The following is an 18,301-nucleotide window of genomic DNA, read 5'->3' on the forward strand; positions in this document are numbered from 1 at the left end:
GGGATCAATGCAAAATCTGCGGGTTGTCGAAGAAGTCATTGGGCGCCGAGGTCGGCTCGTCGAACAGCATGATTTTCGGCTTCATGCACAGGGCACGGGTAATCGCCACGCGCTGTTGCTGACAGCCCGACAATTGCCCGGCACCTTGTGGGCCTGCTCCGGGATGCGCACGCGCTCCAGGTTCCGTCGCAGCCGTTGAGCAACTTGACGAGTTCACGTCCTACCGTTGGCTGGCGTGCCCAAAAGACTTAAATCAACTTAACGTCGTTTGCGTAACATGCGTTAAACAGCGAACGCCGATTGCAAATCACAGAAGCCTTTTATCTCGATGGGATTGCCGGCCGGATCCAGGAAGAACAGGGTTGCCTGCTCGCCCGGTCCGCCGGCAAAGCGCAGATAAGGGGCGAGGACAAACTTCACCCCGCCCGCGATCAAACGGTCCTTTAACACCAGCCAGTCCGGCATCTCCAGCAACACCCCCAGATGAGGCATCGGTACCAGATGATCGCCGACCCTGCCGGTATCAGTGACGGCAAAGGGCTCACCCAGGTGCAGGGATAATTGATGCCCGAAGAAATTCACGTCCATCCATGTATCCGTACTGCGCCCTTGTGCGCAACCCAGCAAGTCACAGTAGAACTGACGTGAAACTTCCAAATCGCGAACATGGTAGGCCAGATGAAAAATCGACTGCATGGAGCGCTCCTTAAATCACCATCTATTTAAATGACAGTGGAATAAGGCAAAGTTTGTGCTGCTTTTACAGAAACACACAGCATGTAATTTTTATTCAGAGCGAAAGAATTTTTAACGATAGCCCCGTACAAGAGCAGGGAGTATTGCCCTACCCCAGTAACTGGCTCAACACCGCCCGCAACTTACCTGGCTTGACCGGTTTGTTCAGCAACGGTGCTTCCAGGCGGCGCAGGGCTCGGCGGCACTGGTCGGTGCGGTCCGCCGTGATAATCACGGCGGGAATGTTCTGGGCGAAATGCTCGCGCAACTGCTTGACCACCGCACACCCCACCACCCCATGGTCGAGGTGATAGTCAGCCAGGATCAGCTCCGGCGCCCGGCCCTGCAACGCCAGCAAGGCACCGGCCTGGTCGGTGGCGGTCACTACCTCGCAGCCCCACTGCCCGAGCAGCGCGCGCATGCTTTCAAGGATGCTCAGCTCGTTATCGATCACCAGCAGGCGGCGCCCGGGCAACGGATTACCGGTGCTCGGCTGTGTCGGCAACTGATTGATGGCCAGGGGTACCTCGGCACTCAACGGCACCTCGATGCTGAACATCGAGCCGCGCCCCGGCCATGAGCGTACTGCCACCGGGTAACCCAGAATCAGTGCGATACGCTCGACAATCGCCAGGCCCAACCCAACACCCTTACGATCCGCGGCGCGGCCGACATCGAGTTGGTTGAACTCCAAAAAGATCGAGCTCAACCGGTCCGCCGCAATTCCGCGCCCGGTGTCCCAGACCTCCAGGCGCAGGCGATCACCGCGCCGCCGCGCGCCCAACAGGATGCAACCTTCGTCGGTGTAGCGGCAGGCATTGCTGAGGAAGTTGCGCAAAATACGCGTCATCAAGCGCAAGTCCGTGCGGATCGCGTAGCCGGCAGTGCGCGCCCGCAGCTTGAGGCCCGCCGCCTGGGCCACCGAATGGAACTCCGACACCAGCGGCGCAAACAGCTCATCCAGGCGGTACAGCGCCACGTCCGGCTTGACCGCTGCCTGGTCCAGGCGCGAGATATCCAGCAAGTCGGTCAGCAGATCCTCGGCCCCTTCCAGGGCCTGATGGGTGCGCTCCACCAGCACCTGCTCGACACTGGGCAGGTTGCGTTCACGCAGGGTAGAGATCAGCAGCCGCGCCGCGTTGAGCGGTTGCAGCAGGTCATGGCTGGCGGCGGCCAGGTACTTGTCCTTGCTGCGATTGGCGGCCTGGGCGGCGTCACGGGCGTCGCGCAGGTCTTGTTCAGTCTGTTCGCGCCGGGCGATCTGCTGTTGCAGGTTGTGGTTGGCTTCGAGCAGCTCATCGGTGCGCGCCGCCACCCGCTGTTCCAGCTCATCGTTGAGGCGGATATAGCGTTTGCGCTCGGCCTCCAGTTCATCCAGCCGCGCCGTCAGCTCCGGGTAGTGGCTCTTGCGCGCCGAGTGATCGCCCAACCCTAGCAGCCCGGCCAGAGCCCGCTGCTGGTCGTCAGAGAGCTTCGCCATAGACGACCTCGACGTCACGCTGGCTCGACTCACGCGGGTTGGTCAGGATGCACGGGTCATGCATGGCGTGTTGCGACAAAAACGGAATATCTGCCACCCGCACCCCGTGCAGGCCGAGGGTTTCATGGAAGCCGATGGCGTGCTTGAGGGCAATCAGGTGCTCCACCAGCCGCCCGCAGATCTGCCGGTGATTGAGGCCCCGGCAGTCGATGCCGAAGGTCTCGGCAATCACCTTGAACCGTTCCGGCGCCGAGTTGTAGTTGAACGCCACCACATGCTCCACCAGCACCGCGTTGCACAGGCCATGGGGCAAGTCGAGAAAGCCGCCCAGGCTGTGGGACATGGCATGCACCGCGCCGAGGATCGCATTGGAAAACGCCAGGCCGGCCTGCATGCTGCCGAGCATGATTTTCTCGCGCAGGGCGATATCGCCGGGGTTGGCGATCATCTGCACCAGGTTGCCATTGATCAGGCGCATGGCTTCCAGCGCATGGGGGTCGGTCAGTGGGCCGTGGCCGGTGGACACAAAGGCTTCGATGGCATGCACCAGCGCGTCGATCCCGGTACAGGCCGAGAGGAACGGGTCCATGCTGGCGGTGGTTTCCGGGTCGATCAACGAAACATCCGGCACCACTGCCTTACTGACGATGGAAAACTTCATGCGTTCCTGCTGATTGGAAATGATCACGAACTGCGACACGTCGGCCGAGGTGCCGGCGGTGGTCGGGATCAGGATCAGCGGCGGGCTGGGCACGCGGATGGTGTCCACCCCTTCGAACTCAAGAATGCTGCGCCCATGGGCGACCACAATACCGATGGCCTTGCCGCAATCCATCGGGCTGCCGCCGCCGACGGCGACGATCACATCGCAATGGTTCTCGCGGTAGACCTCGGCGCCCTGCATCACTTCTTCGACACGCGGGTTGGGTGACACCGCGGTGTACAGGCAGTACTCGATCCCAAGGGCCTGCAGGCTGGCCTCGATATCCGTGACCCAACCGGCAGCGACCACACCCGGGTCGCTGACCACCAGGACCTTGCGCGCACCGAAAGTCTTGGCGTAATTGCCGACACTGTGCCGGGAACCGGCGCCGAAGATGATTTCTGGGGAGACGAATTTACGCAATTGGCTGAGGCTATGGCTCATTGGAAAGCCTGTTTTTATTGTTTTGGAAGATACGGGCCACACTAACGCATCCGCTGGCGAATGCAATCAGACCAATGGGCTAGCCCTTATCCCTGCAGGAGCCGGCAGGCCGGCTCCTGGGATGGTTTCAGCGGTTGGCGAAATACATGGTCACTTCAAAGCCGATACGCAGGTCGGTGTAGGCGGGTTTGGTCCACATGGGAGCGTTCCTCTTGTTATACCGGGAGAGTCCGGTACAGGCATTAATACATGGGTGGGCTGGCGGGCGAATGCTACTTTCGAACGAACCGGCCGCAGTCGTTAGTCTCGGATGTACATGGATCAAACTGTGGGAGTTGGCTTGCCTGCGATGGCCATGGGTAGCTACACATCACTTCGGTCTGTGTACATATCCATTGCTGCGGTAACGGCGGCTATTGGTTCCGCTCTTACAGCGGGTCACTTTTGGAAAAGAGCCCCAAAAGTAACCAAAAGGGCTCTTGCCCCACCACTCGGTGCCTCGCCTAGGCTCGGCATGCCCGCAGTCAGGCATTGCTCCGTGGGCCCGCCGCGATCGGCCATCCATGGCCGTGTCGCGGCTAACCCGGCATCCATGCCGGGGTGCCCACTGCGCAATACCTGCCTGCGGCCAGCGTGGTTTAACGGGGCGCCTAAGATCAAAAGCCAGATCAAAAGCAGAGCAACAGCAACAGCAAAGCCGGGGTGCGAAGCTGCATTCCCCTGTGGGAGCTGGCTTGCCTGCGATGGCGGCGGGTCGGCCAGTACATTTATCGACTGATACACCACCATCGCAGCGATGCGGCGATCCGACAAGCCAGCTCCCACACTTGATTGCATTTCAAGCAGGGAGGCTGATGTCTACCCATCAAGGGGTGGAAGCTGGCAGTTCAATCAGGCGATCAGAAGAACCCCAGCGGGTTGATGTCGTAGCTCACCAGCAGGTTCTTGGTCTGCTGGTAATGATCGAGCATCATCTTGTGGTTCTCACGCCCTACCCCGGACTTCTTGTAGCCACCAAACGCAGCATGCGCCGGGTACAGGTGATAGCAGTTGGTCCACACACGCCCGGCCTTGATCGCCCGGCCCATGCGGTAGGCGCGGTTGATATCGCGGGTCCACAGCCCGGCACCCAGGCCGAATTCGCTGTCGTTGGCAATCGCCAGGGCTTCGGCTTCGTCCTTGAAGGTGGTCACGCCCACCACCGGGCCGAAGATTTCTTCCTGGAACACGCGCATTTTGTTGTGGCCCTTGAGCAGAGTCGGCTGGATGTAATAGCCGCTGGACAGGTCGCCAGCCAGGTGTTCGGCGGCGCCACCGGCCAGCAGTTCGGCGCCCTCTTCCTGGGCGATGGTCAGGTACGAGAGGATCTTGTCGTACTGCTGCTCGGACGCCTGGGCGCCGACCATGGTCTCGGTGTCCAGCGGGTTGCCGCGTTTGATCTTGACGATCTTCTTCATGACCTCGGCCATGAACGGCTCGTAGATCGACTCCTGCACCAGCGCCCGCGACGGGCAGGTGCACACTTCGCCCTGGTTGAAGAACGCCAGCACCAGGCCCTCGGCGGCTTTCTCGATGAAGGCCGGCTCCGCCTGCATGATGTCTTCAAAGAAAATATTCGGCGACTTGCCGCCCAGCTCGACGGTGGACGGAATAATGTTCTCGGCCGCCGCATGCATGATGTGCGCGCCCACCGGAGTGGAGCCGGTGAAAGCGATCTTGGCGATGCGCTTGCTGGTGGCCAGGGCCTCGCCGGCTTCGCGGCCAAAACCCTGGACGATGTTCAACACGCCGGCCGGCAAAAGGTCGGCGATCAGTTCGGCAAACACCATGATCGACAGCGGCGTCTGCTCGGCCGGCTTGAGCACGATGCAGTTGCCGGCGGCCAGGGCCGGGGCGAGTTTCCAGGCGGCCATCAGCAACGGAAAGTTCCACGGGATGATCTGCCCGACCACGCCCAGGGGCTCATGGAAATGATAGGCCGCGGTCAGTTCGTTGATCTCGGCGGCGCCGCCTTCCTGGGCGCGGATGCAGCCGGCGAAGTAACGGAAGTGGTCGGCGGCCAATGGCACGTCGGCATTCAGGGTCTCGCGCACGGCCTTGCCATTGTCCCAGGTCTCGGTCACGGCCAACACTTCCAGGTGCTGCTCGATGCGGTCGGCAATTTTCAGCAGCACCAGGGCGCGGTCCTGGGCCGAGGTCTTGCCCCAGGCGTCGGCGGCAGCATGCGCAGCGTCCAGGGCCTTGTCGATATCGGCGGCGCTGGAGCGCGGGAATTCGGCAATCACCTCGCCAGTCACTGGCGAGGTGTTGGTGAAGTATTCACCGTTGACCGGGGCCACAAACTCGCCACCGATAAAGTTACCGTAGCGCGGCTTGAAGGTGACGATGGCGCCGGGGGTGCCAGGTTGTGCGTAGATCATGATGAGGCCTCTTTCGGGGGATGTTGTTATTGATCTATCCGTTGCATCTGAGCGCGTTCATAGCGGGGATACAGGTGGCTGACACTGCGGATCAGTTCGTAGCGGCTCAGGCTGATGGCCGCAAAACGTTCGGGAATGGGGCTGCGGATCATCTCGCCCATGGCACTGCCGTTGGCAGCACCGGTGGCCATGAGTTGGTCGAGCCAGCCCAGGTAATCACGCATTTGTGCGAAGGGTTGGGCATCGCTGGCCACCGGGCCATGGCCGGGCACAATCAGCTTCCAGGGCAGGCCTTGCAGGGTGGCGATATCCGCCAGCCATACCGCCAGGCCCGGGGTGTTGGGGGTGGTCAGGGCGCGCTGGTAAAACACCAGGTCGCCGGCAAACAGCACGCCGGTGGTTTCGTCGAAAATCGCCAGGTCGGCGCCGGTATGGCCGCTCAGGCTCAACAATCGCAAAGCGTGGCCGCCGACGGTCTGCACTCCGGGGCTCAACGTCTGGCTGGAGCAGCACTTCGGTGCCGCGCATCCAGTCGCCGACCATGCGGTACATGTTTTCCGCCATGCCATCGCCCTGTTCGCGCAGCAGCGTGGTGGTGCCTGCCAGCGCAGCGATCGGCACATCCTTGAACGCCTGGTTGCCCAGCACATGGTCGGGGTGATGATGGGTCAACAAGACCTGGATCACCGGCTTGTCGGTGACCGTGGCAATCGCCTGGCGCAATGCTTCGCCGTAACGCCGGGACGGCCCGGTGTCGATCACCACCACCCCGGCCTGGGTCACGATAAACCCGGTATTGACGATGTTGCCGCCGTTGGCCCTGGCGAAATTATCCGTGCTGCCTTCCAGCAGCCAGGTGTCGGCGGCGATCTGCCGGGGCTTGAGGGCGTAGTCGAGGTCGGCCAGCGCGGGCAGGCCCAGGCCAAGTAACAGCAGTAATAGCCACTTCATGGGATGGCCCCGGCGAATTCACTACCGCTGGTATCGCGCAACAGCAGGCGCACCGGCCCGGCGCCTTGCAGGTCAAACGCCAGGTCGGGGTTCTCGCTGACCGCCGCGAACAGCTCCAGGCGCGCCAACACCCGGTCCTGGGCGTCGCGCAGTTCGGCGTGGTTGATGTAGAACTCAGGGATGCCGCTGACCATGCCATTGTCCATCGGGTGTGCTATCTGCAGGCGCAGCCGGCTGAAATCCTCGCGGGGGTAACGACCGCCCAACACTTCCCCCAGGTGTTCTTCCCAGCCCGGCTGGCTGCGCACCACGCTGGGCGCGGTACAGCCGCCGCCGGCGGCGTCGATCAGGGTCGACCCCACATGCCAAAGGCCATCCTTGGTCAACACGGCGGCGCGCAACGGCGTGGCCTGCTCGATCCGGACGCGGATCGCCAGCCACGGCAACACGCCCTCGCCCGGCTGGAAGTCGACGATTTTCGGCAGTGGATTGAGTTCGGCCCAGGCGATGATTTTCACCACCTCGCCCTTGAAGGCGCGGGCGTCGATTTCCAGGGGCACCTGCCGCGCATCTTCGGCAAATGGCGGCGCCAGCAGCTTGACCCGTTCATCAAAGACAAACGGCGCATTGCCGAGGAACTGCTGGTGGAAATAGCTCCACATCACCGATGGCACCGGGTCTTTGCCGGGGTCCATCCCGTAGGCGGCCACTGGCAACCAGCAAGCCAACAGCCAACGTGCGCGCCAGCCCATGGCTTACTCCTCGACGTGCACGCTATCAAGATAAGTGCGTACCGCCCACAAGGCTTCCTGGCTCAAGTAGTCGGCCATTTTCGGCATGTACACCCGACCATCGCGCACGGCGCCATGGCGCACCCGTTCGACGAACCATTCGTCCCCGGCATCGCCCTCATCGAGCATGCGCAGGTCGGGGGCGATCCCGCCGGACTTGGCTTCCAGACCGTGGCACGCGGCGCAGTTCTGGTTATAGGCCGAGGCCCCCACTTCGACGGCCTTGGCGTGTTCCGGCGACTGGCGATACGGGTTCACCGCCGCCCAGCCATCGGCATCCAGCGGTACGCCGGCGTCCTTGATCGGGGTCAGGCCTTGGGTTTCCACGGCAGTTGGCGTCACGTTGCCGTGAGCCCAGACGGAGCCTGCACCGATCACCCCGGCCAACAGGCCGGCAACCAGCAAGGCGTTGCGTTTTGTTGTCATTATTGTCCCCTCAGGATTGCACGCAAAACCTCTCTACAGAGGCTATGGCAACCATCATAGGAACGCCTCGCCAGGGCCCGTATGCTGCTTTGGTGGCCGGGCTCTACTCCCTTCGTAGTAAGGCTTGCGGGCCCCTGCTAAATCAGATGCGGTTCGGGAAATTGTCCCGGCCACACCGGGATATTTTCCGTATCCGCGGGCACCGTCCAGCCAGCAACCTGTGCAGGCCAAAACCTCCACTGGGAACTGCAACCATGACAATAAGATCGCTACCCGCCCTCTCGCCGCTGAGCCTTGCCGTGCAGGCTTTCCTGCTGGTCGGCAGCCTGTCCTTGAGTGCGGCGAGCTTCGCCGCTGCCGAACCTGCAAAGCAGACGCGCAACGTCACCTGGGAAGACATTGCCAACGACCACCTGACCACCAAGGACGTGCTGCAATACGGCATGGGCACCAACGCCCAGCGCTGGAGCCCCCTGGCCCAGGTCAACGACAAGAACGTGTTCAAGCTCACCCCGGCCTGGTCGTACTCGTTCGGTGACGAGAAGCAGCGCGGCCAGGAGTCCCAGGCCATCGTCAACGACGGCGTGGTGTATGTCACCGGCTCCTACTCCCGGGTGTTCGCCCTCGACGCCAAGACCGGCAAGCGCCTGTGGACCTACAACCACCGCCTGCCCGACAACATTCGCCCGTGCTGTGACGTGGTCAACCGCGGGGCGGCGATTTTTGGCGACAAGATCTACTTCGGCACCCTCGATGCGCGCCTGATCGCCCTCGATAAAAACACCGGCAAAGTGGTGTGGAACAAGAAATTCGGCGACCACGCCGCCGGCTACACCATGACCGGCGCCCCGGTGCTGATCAAAGACAAGGTCACCGGCAAGGTCCTGCTGATCCACGGCAGCTCCGGCGATGAATTCGGCGTGGTCGGCCAGTTGTTTGCCCGCGACCCGGACACCGGCGAAGAAGTGTGGATGCGCCCGTTCGTCGAAGGCCACATGGGCCGCCTGAATGGCAAGGACAGCACCACCACCGGCGATGTGAAAGCACCGTCCTGGCCAGATGATCCGACCACCGAAACCGGCAAGGTCGAAGCCTGGAGCCACGGCGGCGGTGCCCCTTGGCAGAGCGCCAGTTTCGATGCCGAGACCAACACCATCATCGTCGGCGCCGGCAACCCCGGCCCGTGGAACACCTGGGCGCGTACTTCCAAGGATGGCAACCCTCACGACTTCGACAGCCTCTATACCTCAGGCCAAGTGGGTGTCGACCCAAGCACCGGCGAAGTGAAGTGGTTCTACCAGCACACGCCAAACGATGCCTGGGACTTCTCCGGCAACAACGAGCTGGTACTGTTCGACTACAAGGACAAGGACGGCAAAGTGGTCAAGGCCACCGGCCACGCTGACCGCAACGGCTTCTTCTACGTGGTGGACCGTAACAACGGCAAGCTGCAGAACGCCTTCCCGTTCGTCGACAACATCACCTGGGCCAGTCATATCGACCTGAAGACCGGCCGCCCCGTGGAAAACGAAGGCCAGCGTCCGGCCAAGCCGCTGCCGGGTGAAACCAAGGGCAAGCCGGTGGAAGTCTCGCCGCCGTTCCTCGGTGGCAAGAACTGGAACCCCATGGCCTACAGCCAGGACACCGGCCTGTTCTACATCCCCGGCAACCAGTGGAAAGAGGAATACTGGACCGAAGAGGTCAACTACAAGAAGGGTTCGGCGTACCTGGGCATGGGCTTCCGTATCAAGCGCATGTATGACGACCACGTCGGCACCCTGCGCGCGATGAACCCGACCACCGGCAAGGTGGTGTGGGAGCACAAGGAGGCCCTGCCATTGTGGGCCGGCGTGCTGGCGACCAAGGGCAACCTGGTGTTCACCGGCACCGGCGACGGTTTCTTCAAAGCCTTCGACGCAAAAACCGGCAAGGAGCTGTGGAAGTTCCAGACCGGCAGCGGCATCGTCTCCCCACCGATCACCTGGGAACAGGATGGCGAGCAATACATCGGCGTGACCGTTGGCTACGGCGGCGCGGTGCCGTTGTGGGGCGGCGACATGGCCGAGCTGACCAAACCGGTGGCACAGGGCGGGTCGTTCTGGGTGTTCAAAATCCCGAGTTGGGATAACAAAACCGCGCAAAAATAACCCCCCGTTGATGATCGTTCCCACGCTCTGCGTGGGAATGCCTCCCAGGGCGCACCGCGCCCCAACGGTCACCACGAGGTCCCTGCCATGAACTACCTGCCCCTGCTACTCCTGCTTTCCCTCCCTCTGGCCTACGCCGACGACGGCGACGATCAACCCCTGGTCATCAACGGCTGCACCCTCGCCCCCCACAGCCAATGCCCCGGCGCCAACCTCAAGGGCGCCAACCTGCGCAACCAGGACTTGAGCAAAATGAACCTGGCCGGGGCCGATCTGCGCGAGGCCGACCTGCGCCACGCGAACCTCGACCTGGCCAACCTGGAAAAAGCCCAACTGCAAGGCGCCAACCTGACCCGCGCCAGCCTGCAGCAAGCCAACCTGCGCCTGGCAGATTTCAGCGGGGCCACTTTGATGGCCGTGCAAGGCTGGGGCATGTTTGCCCAGGGCGCGCAATTTGAAAACGCCAACCTCAGCGCGGCTTACCTGCAATTTGCGCGGTTGTCGGGGGCCAAGCTGCACAAGGCCAACCTGCGTGCAGCAGACCTGGAAATGACTTGGATGAGCAAAGCCGACCTGCAAGGTGCGGACCTGAGCGACGCCAACCTGCAAGAGGCCAAGTTCGGTGAAAGCAACCTGGAACAGGCCACCCTCACCGGCAGCCGCCAGCACTATGCAAACTTCCAGGACGCGAATATGGAGGGCTGCAAGGACTGCCCCACCACCTGGGACCGTTAACTTTTGCAGGAGCGGGCTTGCCGGCTCCCGCAGAGGAGCGACTTATCCCGCCGCCCGCACCACGCCCATATCAATCCCCACATGCACCAGCTCCGCATGGGAGCTGACCTGCAATTTGCTCTTGAGCAAGGTCAGGTGATTGGACACGGTCTTGCTGCTGATACTCAGTTGATCGGCAATGGCCCGGGTGGGTGTGCCTTTGGCCAGCATCAGGAAAATTTCCAGCTCACGGGCCGTCATGCCCTGCAGGCGATGATCGACCGGGTGGTAGGCCAGCTCGGTGGCCAGGGCCTGTTCGATATAGGTGTGGCCGTCGAGAATGCGCTGCACCGCTTCATTCATCACCGCAGGCGTCGCGCCCTTGGTGATATAGCCCGACGCACCGGCCTCCAGGGCCTGGCGTACCAGGGGCAGCTCCTGATGCTGGCTGAAAAACAGCACGCGCAATTGCGGCAGGCGCTGGCGCAGGCGGCGGGTGGTCTCCAGGCCACTGATGCCCGGCAGGCCAAAACCGGTGATCACCAGGTTCGGCACCGCCTCCTGCACCCGCGCCAGCGCCTCCTCGCCAGTGCCCGCCTCGCGCACTTCCACGCCCGGTAGCAGCGCCCGCAATAGGCTGTTGTAACCCAGGCGCACCACGGCGTGCTTGTCTACCAACAGGATATTCATGAGGAATGCGCCGGCGTCACCAACAACGGCGCCGGTCGCGGGCCGTGGAGCTTGTCCACGCCGATCAGGCTGACAATCAGCAAAAACGGCAAGAGCAGCGCCTTGAGAATTCGCATGATCGTACAACTCCTGAGGATGACCGGTACTTTCATGCTAGAGCCCTCAAGCGCCGGCTGATTTACTACTTTGGTACTGGTTTTGCTGTCTATCGTCGCATTCCCAAGGCAGCGCGACTGGCATGTAATAGGCGCATAACTATAAGGATCGTACCTGCCATGCTGCCCGCCCGACTGACTCTGGCTGCCGTGCTGTCGCTGACCCCGCTGCTGGCTGCTGCCCAGCCGCCAACCGCGCTGTTTTCCCGCGACGGCTACCGCATCAACCTCTATCGCAGCCCCACCCCCGAACACCTGCCGGGCGCGACCATCGTCGATACCCAGGCCCTGCAAACCCTGCTGGCGCAACAGCCGCGCCCGGTGCTGATCGACGTCTACCGCCGGCAATGGCTGCACGGCCAGTTCATCGAAGACCAGCCCCACGCCAACCTGCCCGGCAGCCACTGGCTGGCCAATACCGGCGATGGCGAGCTGACGCCCGAGTGGCAGAGCTACTTTGCCCGCCACCTGTACACCTACACCGACGGTCACCTTGCCCACCCCTTAGTGTTCTACTGCCGCGCCGATTGCTGGTTGAGTTGGAACGCGGTAAAACGGGCCAAAGCCTTGGGCTATAACACTGTGTATTGGTATCGCGATGGCCTGGACGCGTGGGAAGCCGCCAAGCTGCCCGTCGCCGCGGCACACCCTGAGCCCTTTGAGCTTGCCCCCTGAAACATCACAATAAAAAGGTGAACGGCCATGTATAAAATTCTGATTGCCGACGATCACCCGCTGTTTCGCGAAGCGATCCATAACGTCATCAGCGACGGTTTTGCCGGCAGCGAAGTGATGGAAACTGCCGACCTGGACAGCGCCCTGGCCCTGACCCAGGAGCACGACGACCTCGACCTGATCCTGCTGGACCTGAACATGCCCGGCATGCACGGCCTCAACGGCCTGATCAACCTGCGCAACGAAGCGCCGACCATACCGGTGGTGATCGTCTCGGCCGAACAGGACAAGCAGATCGTGCTGCAAGCCATCACCTATGGCGCGGTGGGCTTTATCACTAAATCCTCGCCACGGGCGCAGATGACCGAAGCGATCCAGCAGATCCTCAATGGCAACGTGTACCTGCCGCCCGACATCATCCGCACCCAGAAAAACCCCGGCCAGCGGCGCATGCACGACAACCCGGCCTTCGCCCCGGAACTGCTGCAGGCCCTTACACGCAAGCAGTTGCTGGTGTTGGAGCGGATGACCAAGGGCGAGTCGAACAAGCAGGATTGCCTACACCCTGGAAATTGCCGAGACCACGGTGAAGGCCCATGTGTCGGCGATTCTGCGCAAGTTGAACGTACATAACCGGGGTGCAGGCGATCCTTAGCGCTGGAGATATCGACTTCGGCTCCTACCTGCGGCGCTGATTTTCCTTACAACTGAGCTCCCACAGGGGTACGCGTACGATTCAAAGATCAGGTCGGCTTTAAGGCCGCCTCGCTTTGCTTTTGATCTTGATCTTGATCTGAGGCGCCCCGTTAAACCACGCTGGCCGTCATCCGATTTTGATTTGGGGGGGTAACCCGGCAGGACGCCGGGTTAGCCGCGCTGGGCCATGGATGGCCCATCGCGGCGGCCCCCCAAATCAATGTCGGATGACGGGCACACCGAGCCTAGGCGAGGTGCCGAGTGGTGGGGCAAGAGCCCTTTTGGTTACTTTTGGGGCTCTTTTCCAAAAGTGAGCCGCCGTAAGGGCGGAACCCTAAGTGGCCATGACCGCAGCAACGGATATGTACACAACCCCAGAAAAGACCTGTGTAGATACCTACGCCACGATAACGGTGTGTCATTCAGCATTTATTTGCCTGACCCACCGCTATCGCGGGCAAGCCCGCTCCCACATTTTGATCGAGGGTATGTCAGGGACGGCCCAAGAGGTGGCTCATGGCAGTCTTGAGTTTCATCGGCCGCACCGGCTTGTGCATCAGGGTATGCCCCAGCTCGCGGATTTGCAGTTTCAGTTCGTTGCTGTAATTGGCGGTGATCATCATCGCCGGAATGGCGCTGGCCCGCCGCGCATTGATCCTGGCCACCGCGTCCACGCCGTTCTGTTCGTCATCCAGGTGGTAATCAGCAATCAGCAAGTCCGCCTGGGCATGGTAGTTGTCCACCTGGCGTGCCAGGTCCTGTTCGGACAAGGCGGTAATCACCTGGCAGCCCCAGCCTTCGAGCAAGGTACGCATACCGGCACAGATCGCCGCGTCGTTATCCAGCACCCACACCCGGGCGCCCTGCAAACGCTCCAGCATCGGCTCACTCATCACCGGCATAGGCAAGACCCTGGGTGCGGTGCTGCTCAACGGCACCTCCACACTGAACATCGAGCCCTTGCCCGGCCAGGAGCGCACGCTGATCCGGTGCCCGAGGATCCGCGCGATTTTTTCCACAATCGCCAACCCCAGGCCCAACCCACGATCCTGGTCCGGGCGTTGCACATCGCCACGCTTGAACTCCTGGAAAATCTCCTCCAGGCGCTCCTCGGCGATGCCCATACCAGTGTCCCAGACCTGGATCGACAACCGCTGATGCTCACGCCGACAACCCAGCACCACGCGCCCGCCGTAGGTGTAGCGGATGGCATTGCTCAACAGGTTGCGCAAGATTCTGGCGAGCAGCTGGATATCGCTGCGCACCAGGGCCGAGCAGCCAATAAAGTGCAGCTGCAAGCCTTCGCTGCGGGCCACTTGGGTGTATTCGGCGGCGAGGTTGTCCAGCAGTTCGCTCAAGGCAAACGGTGCGATATCGGCCTTGATCACCCCGGCGTCGAGCTTGGAAATATCCACCAGGGTGCCCAGCAGGTTTTCCACGTCTTCCAGGGAATTGCTGACATTGCGCACCAGGGTCTCGTTGGCCACCGGGTCACGCCGCTCCAGCAAGGCCCCGGTAAACAAGCGGGCGGCATTCAGCGGTTGCAGCAGGTCATGGCTGACCGCCGCCAGAAACTTGGTTTTCGACAGGTTGGCCTGCTCGGCTTCCAGCTTGGCTTCGCGCAGGCGCGACTCCACCCGGCGGCGCTCGTCGATTTCCTGCAGCAGTTGGTCGTTGAGCGAAGTCAGTTCGGCGGTGCGCTCGCGCACCCGCAGTTCCAGGTTCTGATAAGCCTGGTGCAGGGCCTCGGCGGTACGCCGACGTTCGGTGATGTCGCGGATCAGCACAAAGATCCCCACCACCTCGCCACTGGCCAGGCGGTTGGGCACATAGGAACGCAGCATGTAGCGCTCCTGATGGTTGATATTGGTTTCGGCGAACTCGAAGGTCACGCTCTCCCCCGCCAGCGCCTGCGCCACGTAGGCTTCCAGGCGCTGGTAATGCTGTTCGCTGTGGGCCTGGCGCAGGCTTTTGCCGAGCATCGCGCCCTGCGCCCAGCAATACCATTGCTCGTAGACCTTGTTGGTGAACTCGTAGACCAGATCGGCATTGAGGTAGGCAATCAACGCCGGCACATGGTCGGTGATCAGGCGGATCCAGCGCTCGCTTTCCTGGGATTTCTGCGCGACGGCCTGTTCACGGCGCAGGGTTTCCGCCAGTTTGACGTCGGTGATGTCGGTAAACAGAATCACCCGCCCACCGTCCTGGGTCGGCCGCTCGCTGACTTGCAGCCAACGGCCGTTATCCAGACGGTAGAACAGGGTTTCATCAGCGTGCCCTTGGGCCTCTTCGGTGAACAGGCCGTTGACCGTCATCAGCCGTTTGACCTCGCGCAGGCCCATACCCGCGACAATCTGCACCGGGCTGTTGCTCCAGAACCCCTGGAAGCGGCTGTTGAACAACACAATATGTTGGTGCTGGTCGAACAGCACAAAGGCATCGGAAATGCTCTCGATGGCATCAATCAAATGCTGGTGGGCGGTTTCCGCGCGCAACCGTGCATCGCGCAGCAGATGGTTGCTGGCCTTGAGTTCGGCCATCGCCTGGTTGAGCGCGTCGGTACGTTCGCGCACCTGCTCGGCCAGCACCACCGAATGCTGGAACGCCGCATAAGGGTCGTTGCCACGGGTCGCGCCGGATTCGACGCGCTCGATCAGCGCGGCGTTGATCCGCGCCAGCTTGCGATTGTCCTGCTGCAGGGCGCGGATCTGCGCGTGCAGTTCAGCGCTGTCCAGAGCTTCGACCACGGGCAATGGCGACCCCGGTAAAGGTCTGGTTGATGTGCATGCCATTGAACTGTTCTCCGTAGGTGTTGAACCCCATCACCCGTTGCTCACGCAAAAAGGCGCCGATCGGCTCCAGGGTGCCGTGCTCTTCGAGCTCCAGGCGCCGCAGGAAACAGTCGCAGCCGATGGTCAGCAGCAGGTCGCCGAGACGCGCTTGCAGGCCGTCGAACAGGGTCTGCAGGTTGGGCAGGATCGGCCCCGGGGTCATGGCGGTGAGGACGATGCCGTTTTCCACCGCGCAGTAGAAACTCAGGCTCAAGTCATCGTGGACCTGCTGGATCGCCCGCACGTAGTACTGCTCGTTGATACGCACCGCCAACGGATGGGCGGCGAAGATCCGGTGATCCAACTGTGCAACGGCCACGCCGATATGCCGTGCGTACTCCTCGGCGGCAGGTTCGGCATTCAACTCAAAGACCCGCCGCGACGCGCTGTCCGCCCCTGTCACCACCAGTTTGTGTGCCAGGGGCAGGATGTGGTGGGTGGTGAACACCTCGAAGTCCAGCCAGGTATTGACCAGCACCACGACAGCCGCGCCGCTGTGGAAGGCGCCGTCGAAATACACGTGGGTGTGGGTCAGGTGGTTGTCATCGCCAGCCGAACCGCCGAAATGCGGGATATCGCCGAGCGCTGCGCTCAGGGCGGCGAGGACCATTTCTTCGCGGCTGGACAGGCCGTCGAGCAGGGTCAAGGCAAAGCTGTTGCCCTTGATCGGGGCCAGGGTGTTGCTGCGACAGCCACCCACCAGGCGTTCGACCATTTGTTGCGCGTCGATCAGGCTGAAGTGCTCGACCTGGTCGATCAGTTCGGTGGCAATGGAAAAGTGCGCATGGTCAAACCCCACCGCCGTCACGCAATTGCGCCCGTAACCCTGGGGCGTGATCTCGCCGGCGCTGGTGCAACCCACCACGCGGACACCACCGAAACTGTGTTGCAGGGCCTGGCCGAGGGCCTGCAGATCATAGGTGGCAGAGCAGAAGAACAGCACGAACCCCAGGTACGGGTGCAACAACTGGCACGCCAGCTCATCGGCCACCTGCTGCGCATCGCTGGCCTGGGACATGGCTGTGACTACGCCTTCGCTGTGCACCTGTTGCATGGTCATCTCCCCGTTGAAGCTCAAGTGTACGAACGCGCGGGGTGGCGACCTATGCTACTTGGGTACTGGGTCGGGGCTTCGATGGGATGAGAGCCACCGGGCAACAGATGAATCTCAGTGGGGAACTGGCTTTGTGTGGGAGCTGGCTCCCACATAAGCCAGCTCCCACACGTTTGACCGTGTTCCAGGTCATTACCAGGTCAGCACCGCACCTACGGCAAAGGTATCGGTGTCTTCATTCTGCGCACTGGTGTCGTGGCCGCTGATCTCGAACTGGTTGTACTCGGCCACCAGCTTCAGGTTGTCGTTGATGTCATGGAACAGGGCAATGCCCCGGGTTTCGTAGTCGGCGCCGCTGCCGACCACGCCGTTGCCGTCGTCCTTGGTCTTGCCGTAGGACAGCGCCAGGCGGTTCTTGCCCAATTTGTAGGAGCCCTGCAGCAGGTAGCCATTGCTGTCGACATTACGCAAGGTGGCCTCCCCGGCGTTGTTGGTGAAGAACGGGTTGATGCCCTTGGCCTGGAAGCCGGAGCCGGTGAGCGACAAGCCGCCCATCTTCGCCTGCACCCCATACCCCAGGCCCTTGGAGGTCACCGATTCGACGGTAGAGTCGGTGTTGTCCGAGGTCTGGTAGCTGCCGTTGAGCCAGCTGTAGATCTTCGCCCCGCCCACGTCGAACTGGTAGGTGATCTCGCTCTCGGTACGTGGGTTCTTCTGGTAGGCCTTGCCCAGCGGGCTGCTGTCGTTGGTGTCGACCGGGTCCATGATGCCCACGGCCACCCGCAGGCCGTCCATTACCGGGGTGCGGTAGGTGATTTGCGAGGTGGGGAACGGGTATGGGTAGCCACTGCCGATATTGCCGAACGATACCCCGCCGCCGTCCACCAGGCCCAGGCTGTCGCTGACCTGGCCATAGCCGGCGAGCAGTTCGTCGAGCAGGATGTTGGAACGGGCGAACAGGCCGAAGTCCTTGCCGATCAGCACTTCGCCCCACTCGGGGTTGGCCACGGTGCCGTAGAACTGGCGCACGTCGATGGCGGTGTCGGTGCCGTTGGTTTCACTGTCGTTGATGGTCACCCAGAACGAGGCACGGGCGCCGAGCTTGAGGTCATCGACCTGCTTGCCCATGTTGAAGCCCAGGTAGTTGGGCAAAAAGCCCATTTTCACCCGCGACTGGCGCCGGTCGTATTGCTCGCCGGCACGGTCCACATCGCTGTTGACGTAGAAGGCGTTGACGTAGCCATCGGTGGAGAAGGTGGTTTGGTCCTTGTCGTACAGCACGATCTCGGCCTGGGCCACCGAGCTCAAACCGAGGCTGGCGATAAAGGCTGGCAACAAACGACGGGGGAAGTTCTTATTGTTATGCATGGCGCGCTCCGCGACGGGGGT

At 62.1% G+C, this 18,301-nt stretch carries 17 protein-coding genes and 2 pseudogenes; 5 read left to right on the forward strand and 14 right to left on the reverse strand.

Annotated elements, in window-relative coordinates; all coding sequences use genetic code 11:
• Positions 1-43: 43 nt before the first annotated feature.
• The 8 genes and pseudogenes from PSH80_RS15955 to PSH80_RS27400 form a co-directional block, all read right to left on the reverse strand.
• A pseudogene (locus PSH80_RS15955) lies at positions 44-136 on the reverse strand (ATP-binding cassette domain-containing protein); the annotation flags it as partial.
• 146 nt (positions 137-282) lie between these two features.
• Positions 283-696, reverse strand: coding sequence for a VOC family protein (locus PSH80_RS15960; protein ID WP_057439400.1), 414 nt, complete (start codon positions 694-696; stop codon positions 283-285).
• Between the two features lie 148 nt (positions 697-844).
• Positions 845-2,215 carry a hybrid sensor histidine kinase/response regulator gene (locus tag PSH80_RS15965; RefSeq protein ID WP_128593474.1) on the reverse strand — a complete coding sequence of 457 codons (1,371 nt, stop codon included), beginning with the start codon at positions 2,213-2,215 and terminating at the stop codon, positions 845-847.
• Positions 2,199-3,362 carry an alcohol dehydrogenase-like regulatory protein ErcA gene (gene ercA, locus PSH80_RS15970; RefSeq protein WP_305417459.1) on the reverse strand — a complete coding sequence of 388 codons (1,164 nt, stop codon included), beginning with the start codon at positions 3,360-3,362 and terminating at the stop codon, positions 2,199-2,201. Before ercA ends, PSH80_RS15965 begins: the two co-directional genes overlap by 17 nt.
• 127 nt (positions 3,363-3,489) lie before the next feature.
• On the reverse strand, positions 3,490-3,561 hold the full coding sequence (gene pqqA / locus PSH80_RS15975; protein WP_003243383.1) for a pyrroloquinoline quinone precursor peptide PqqA: 72 nt from the start codon (positions 3,559-3,561) through the stop codon (positions 3,490-3,492).
• Positions 3,562-4,261: 700 nt separating this feature from the next.
• A complete protein-coding gene (locus PSH80_RS15980) occupies positions 4,262-5,782 on the reverse strand; it encodes an aldehyde dehydrogenase family protein (protein WP_057439402.1) in 1,521 nt (506 codons plus the stop codon).
• Between the two features lie 26 nt (positions 5,783-5,808).
• Complete coding sequence (locus tag PSH80_RS27395; protein ID WP_370693703.1) at positions 5,809-6,054, reverse strand: hypothetical protein; 246 nt, start codon at positions 6,052-6,054, stop codon at positions 5,809-5,811.
• Positions 5,999-6,550, reverse strand: a complete 552-nt coding sequence (locus PSH80_RS27400; RefSeq protein WP_370693741.1) for an MBL fold metallo-hydrolase — start codon at positions 6,548-6,550, stop codon at positions 5,999-6,001. Before PSH80_RS27400 ends, PSH80_RS27395 begins: the two co-directional genes overlap by 56 nt.
• Here PSH80_RS27400 and PSH80_RS27405 point away from each other — a divergent pair.
• Positions 6,443-6,712 carry a hypothetical protein gene (locus PSH80_RS27405; RefSeq protein ID WP_370693757.1) on the forward strand — a complete coding sequence of 90 codons (270 nt, stop codon included), beginning with the start codon at positions 6,443-6,445 and terminating at the stop codon, positions 6,710-6,712. The genes PSH80_RS27400 and PSH80_RS27405 overlap by 108 nt on opposite strands.
• Before the next feature lie 17 nt (positions 6,713-6,729).
• On the opposite strand, the gene PSH80_RS15990 is transcribed toward PSH80_RS27405, so the two are convergent.
• Positions 6,730-7,485 (reverse strand): quinoprotein dehydrogenase-associated SoxYZ-like carrier, encoded by a 756-nt coding sequence (locus PSH80_RS15990; protein WP_128593382.1) that lies wholly within the window; start codon positions 7,483-7,485, stop codon positions 6,730-6,732.
• A gap of 3 nt (positions 7,486-7,488) precedes the next feature.
• Entirely contained in the window at positions 7,489-7,950 is a 462-nt protein-coding gene (gene pedF / locus PSH80_RS15995) for a cytochrome c-550 PedF (protein ID WP_057439405.1), read from the reverse strand.
• 254 nt (positions 7,951-8,204) lie between these two features.
• Here pedF and exaA point away from each other — a divergent pair, with 254 nt between their 5' ends.
• Both exaA and PSH80_RS16005 read left to right on the forward strand, forming a co-directional pair.
• Positions 8,205-10,097 carry a quinoprotein ethanol dehydrogenase gene (gene exaA, locus PSH80_RS16000; protein WP_057439406.1) on the forward strand — a complete coding sequence of 631 codons (1,893 nt, stop codon included), beginning with the start codon at positions 8,205-8,207 and terminating at the stop codon, positions 10,095-10,097.
• 87 nt (positions 10,098-10,184) lie between these two features.
• Positions 10,185-10,832 carry a pentapeptide repeat-containing protein gene (locus PSH80_RS16005; RefSeq protein WP_120733525.1) on the forward strand — a complete coding sequence of 216 codons (648 nt, stop codon included), beginning with the start codon at positions 10,185-10,187 and terminating at the stop codon, positions 10,830-10,832.
• Positions 10,833-10,874: 42 nt separating this feature from the next.
• Here the strand turns inward: PSH80_RS16005 and PSH80_RS16010 are convergent, their stop codons facing one another.
• Positions 10,875-11,501: a response regulator transcription factor gene (locus PSH80_RS16010; protein ID WP_128593381.1), complete on the reverse strand. Its 627-nt coding sequence runs from the start codon at positions 11,499-11,501 to the stop codon at positions 10,875-10,877.
• A gap of 275 nt (positions 11,502-11,776) precedes the next feature.
• Between PSH80_RS16010 and PSH80_RS16015 the strand changes: the two genes are divergently transcribed.
• The gene (locus tag PSH80_RS16015; RefSeq protein WP_057960077.1) at positions 11,777-12,331 is read left to right on the forward strand and encodes a PQQ-dependent catabolism-associated CXXCW motif protein; all 555 of its coding nucleotides are present in this window, start codon (positions 11,777-11,779) and stop codon (positions 12,329-12,331) included.
• 27 nt (positions 12,332-12,358) lie between these two features.
• A pseudogene (locus tag PSH80_RS16020) lies at positions 12,359-13,026 on the forward strand (response regulator).
• A 492-nt stretch (positions 13,027-13,518) separates the two neighbouring features.
• Here the strand turns inward: PSH80_RS16020 and PSH80_RS16025 are convergent.
• From PSH80_RS16025 to PSH80_RS16035, 3 genes are all read right to left on the reverse strand, one after another.
• Complete coding sequence (locus PSH80_RS16025; protein ID WP_057960081.1) at positions 13,519-15,819, reverse strand: PAS domain-containing hybrid sensor histidine kinase/response regulator; 2,301 nt, start codon at positions 15,817-15,819, stop codon at positions 13,519-13,521.
• Positions 15,749-16,912, reverse strand: a complete 1,164-nt coding sequence (gene nosP, locus PSH80_RS16030) for a nitric oxide-sensing protein NosP (protein ID WP_057960094.1) — start codon at positions 16,910-16,912, stop codon at positions 15,749-15,751. Before nosP ends, PSH80_RS16025 begins: the two co-directional genes overlap by 71 nt.
• 192 nt (positions 16,913-17,104) lie before the next feature.
• Positions 17,105-18,280 carry a porin gene (locus PSH80_RS16035; protein WP_057960082.1) on the reverse strand — a complete coding sequence of 392 codons (1,176 nt, stop codon included), beginning with the start codon at positions 18,278-18,280 and terminating at the stop codon, positions 17,105-17,107.
• Between the last annotated feature and the right edge of the window lie 21 nt (positions 18,281-18,301).

Origin of the sequence: Pseudomonas sp. FP818, assembly GCF_030687335.1 — a bacterium.
In the GTDB taxonomy this organism is placed as follows: Bacteria; Pseudomonadota; Gammaproteobacteria; order Pseudomonadales; family Pseudomonadaceae; genus Aquipseudomonas; species Aquipseudomonas shahriarae.

Excerpts from the sequence above, each read along its gene's own strand:
- PSH80_RS16025 (WP_057960081.1), bottom strand. The coding sequence starts at position 15,819 with ATGGCATGCACATCAACCAGACCTTTACCGGGGTCGCCATTGCCCGTG.
- PSH80_RS16005 (WP_120733525.1), top strand. The coding sequence starts at position 10,185 with ATGAACTACCTGCCCCTGCTACTCCTGCTTTCCCTCCCTCTGGCCTAC.
- PSH80_RS16015 (WP_057960077.1), top strand. The coding sequence starts at position 11,777 with ATGCTGCCCGCCCGACTGACTCTGGCTGCCGTGCTGTCGCTGACCCCG.
- PSH80_RS16010 (WP_128593381.1), bottom strand. The coding sequence starts at position 11,501 with ATGAATATCCTGTTGGTAGACAAGCACGCCGTGGTGCGCCTGGGTTAC.
- PSH80_RS27405 (WP_370693757.1), top strand. The coding sequence starts at position 6,443 with ATGATGGGTCAACAAGACCTGGATCACCGGCTTGTCGGTGACCGTGGC.
- PSH80_RS15960 (WP_057439400.1), bottom strand. The coding sequence starts at position 696 with ATGCAGTCGATTTTTCATCTGGCCTACCATGTTCGCGATTTGGAAGTT.
- PSH80_RS15990 (WP_128593382.1), bottom strand. The coding sequence starts at position 7,485 with ATGGGCTGGCGCGCACGTTGGCTGTTGGCTTGCTGGTTGCCAGTGGCC.
- PSH80_RS16035 (WP_057960082.1), bottom strand. The coding sequence starts at position 18,280 with ATGCATAACAATAAGAACTTCCCCCGTCGTTTGTTGCCAGCCTTTATC.
- nosP (WP_057960094.1), bottom strand. The coding sequence starts at position 16,912 with ATGCAACAGGTGCACAGCGAAGGCGTAGTCACAGCCATGTCCCAGGCC.
- PSH80_RS15965 (WP_128593474.1), bottom strand. The coding sequence starts at position 2,215 with ATGGCGAAGCTCTCTGACGACCAGCAGCGGGCTCTGGCCGGGCTGCTA.
- ercA (WP_305417459.1), bottom strand. The coding sequence starts at position 3,362 with ATGAGCCATAGCCTCAGCCAATTGCGTAAATTCGTCTCCCCAGAAATC.
- pedF (WP_057439405.1), bottom strand. The coding sequence starts at position 7,950 with ATGACAACAAAACGCAACGCCTTGCTGGTTGCCGGCCTGTTGGCCGGG.
- PSH80_RS15980 (WP_057439402.1), bottom strand. The coding sequence starts at position 5,782 with ATGATCTACGCACAACCTGGCACCCCCGGCGCCATCGTCACCTTCAAG.
- exaA (WP_057439406.1), top strand. The coding sequence starts at position 8,205 with ATGACAATAAGATCGCTACCCGCCCTCTCGCCGCTGAGCCTTGCCGTG.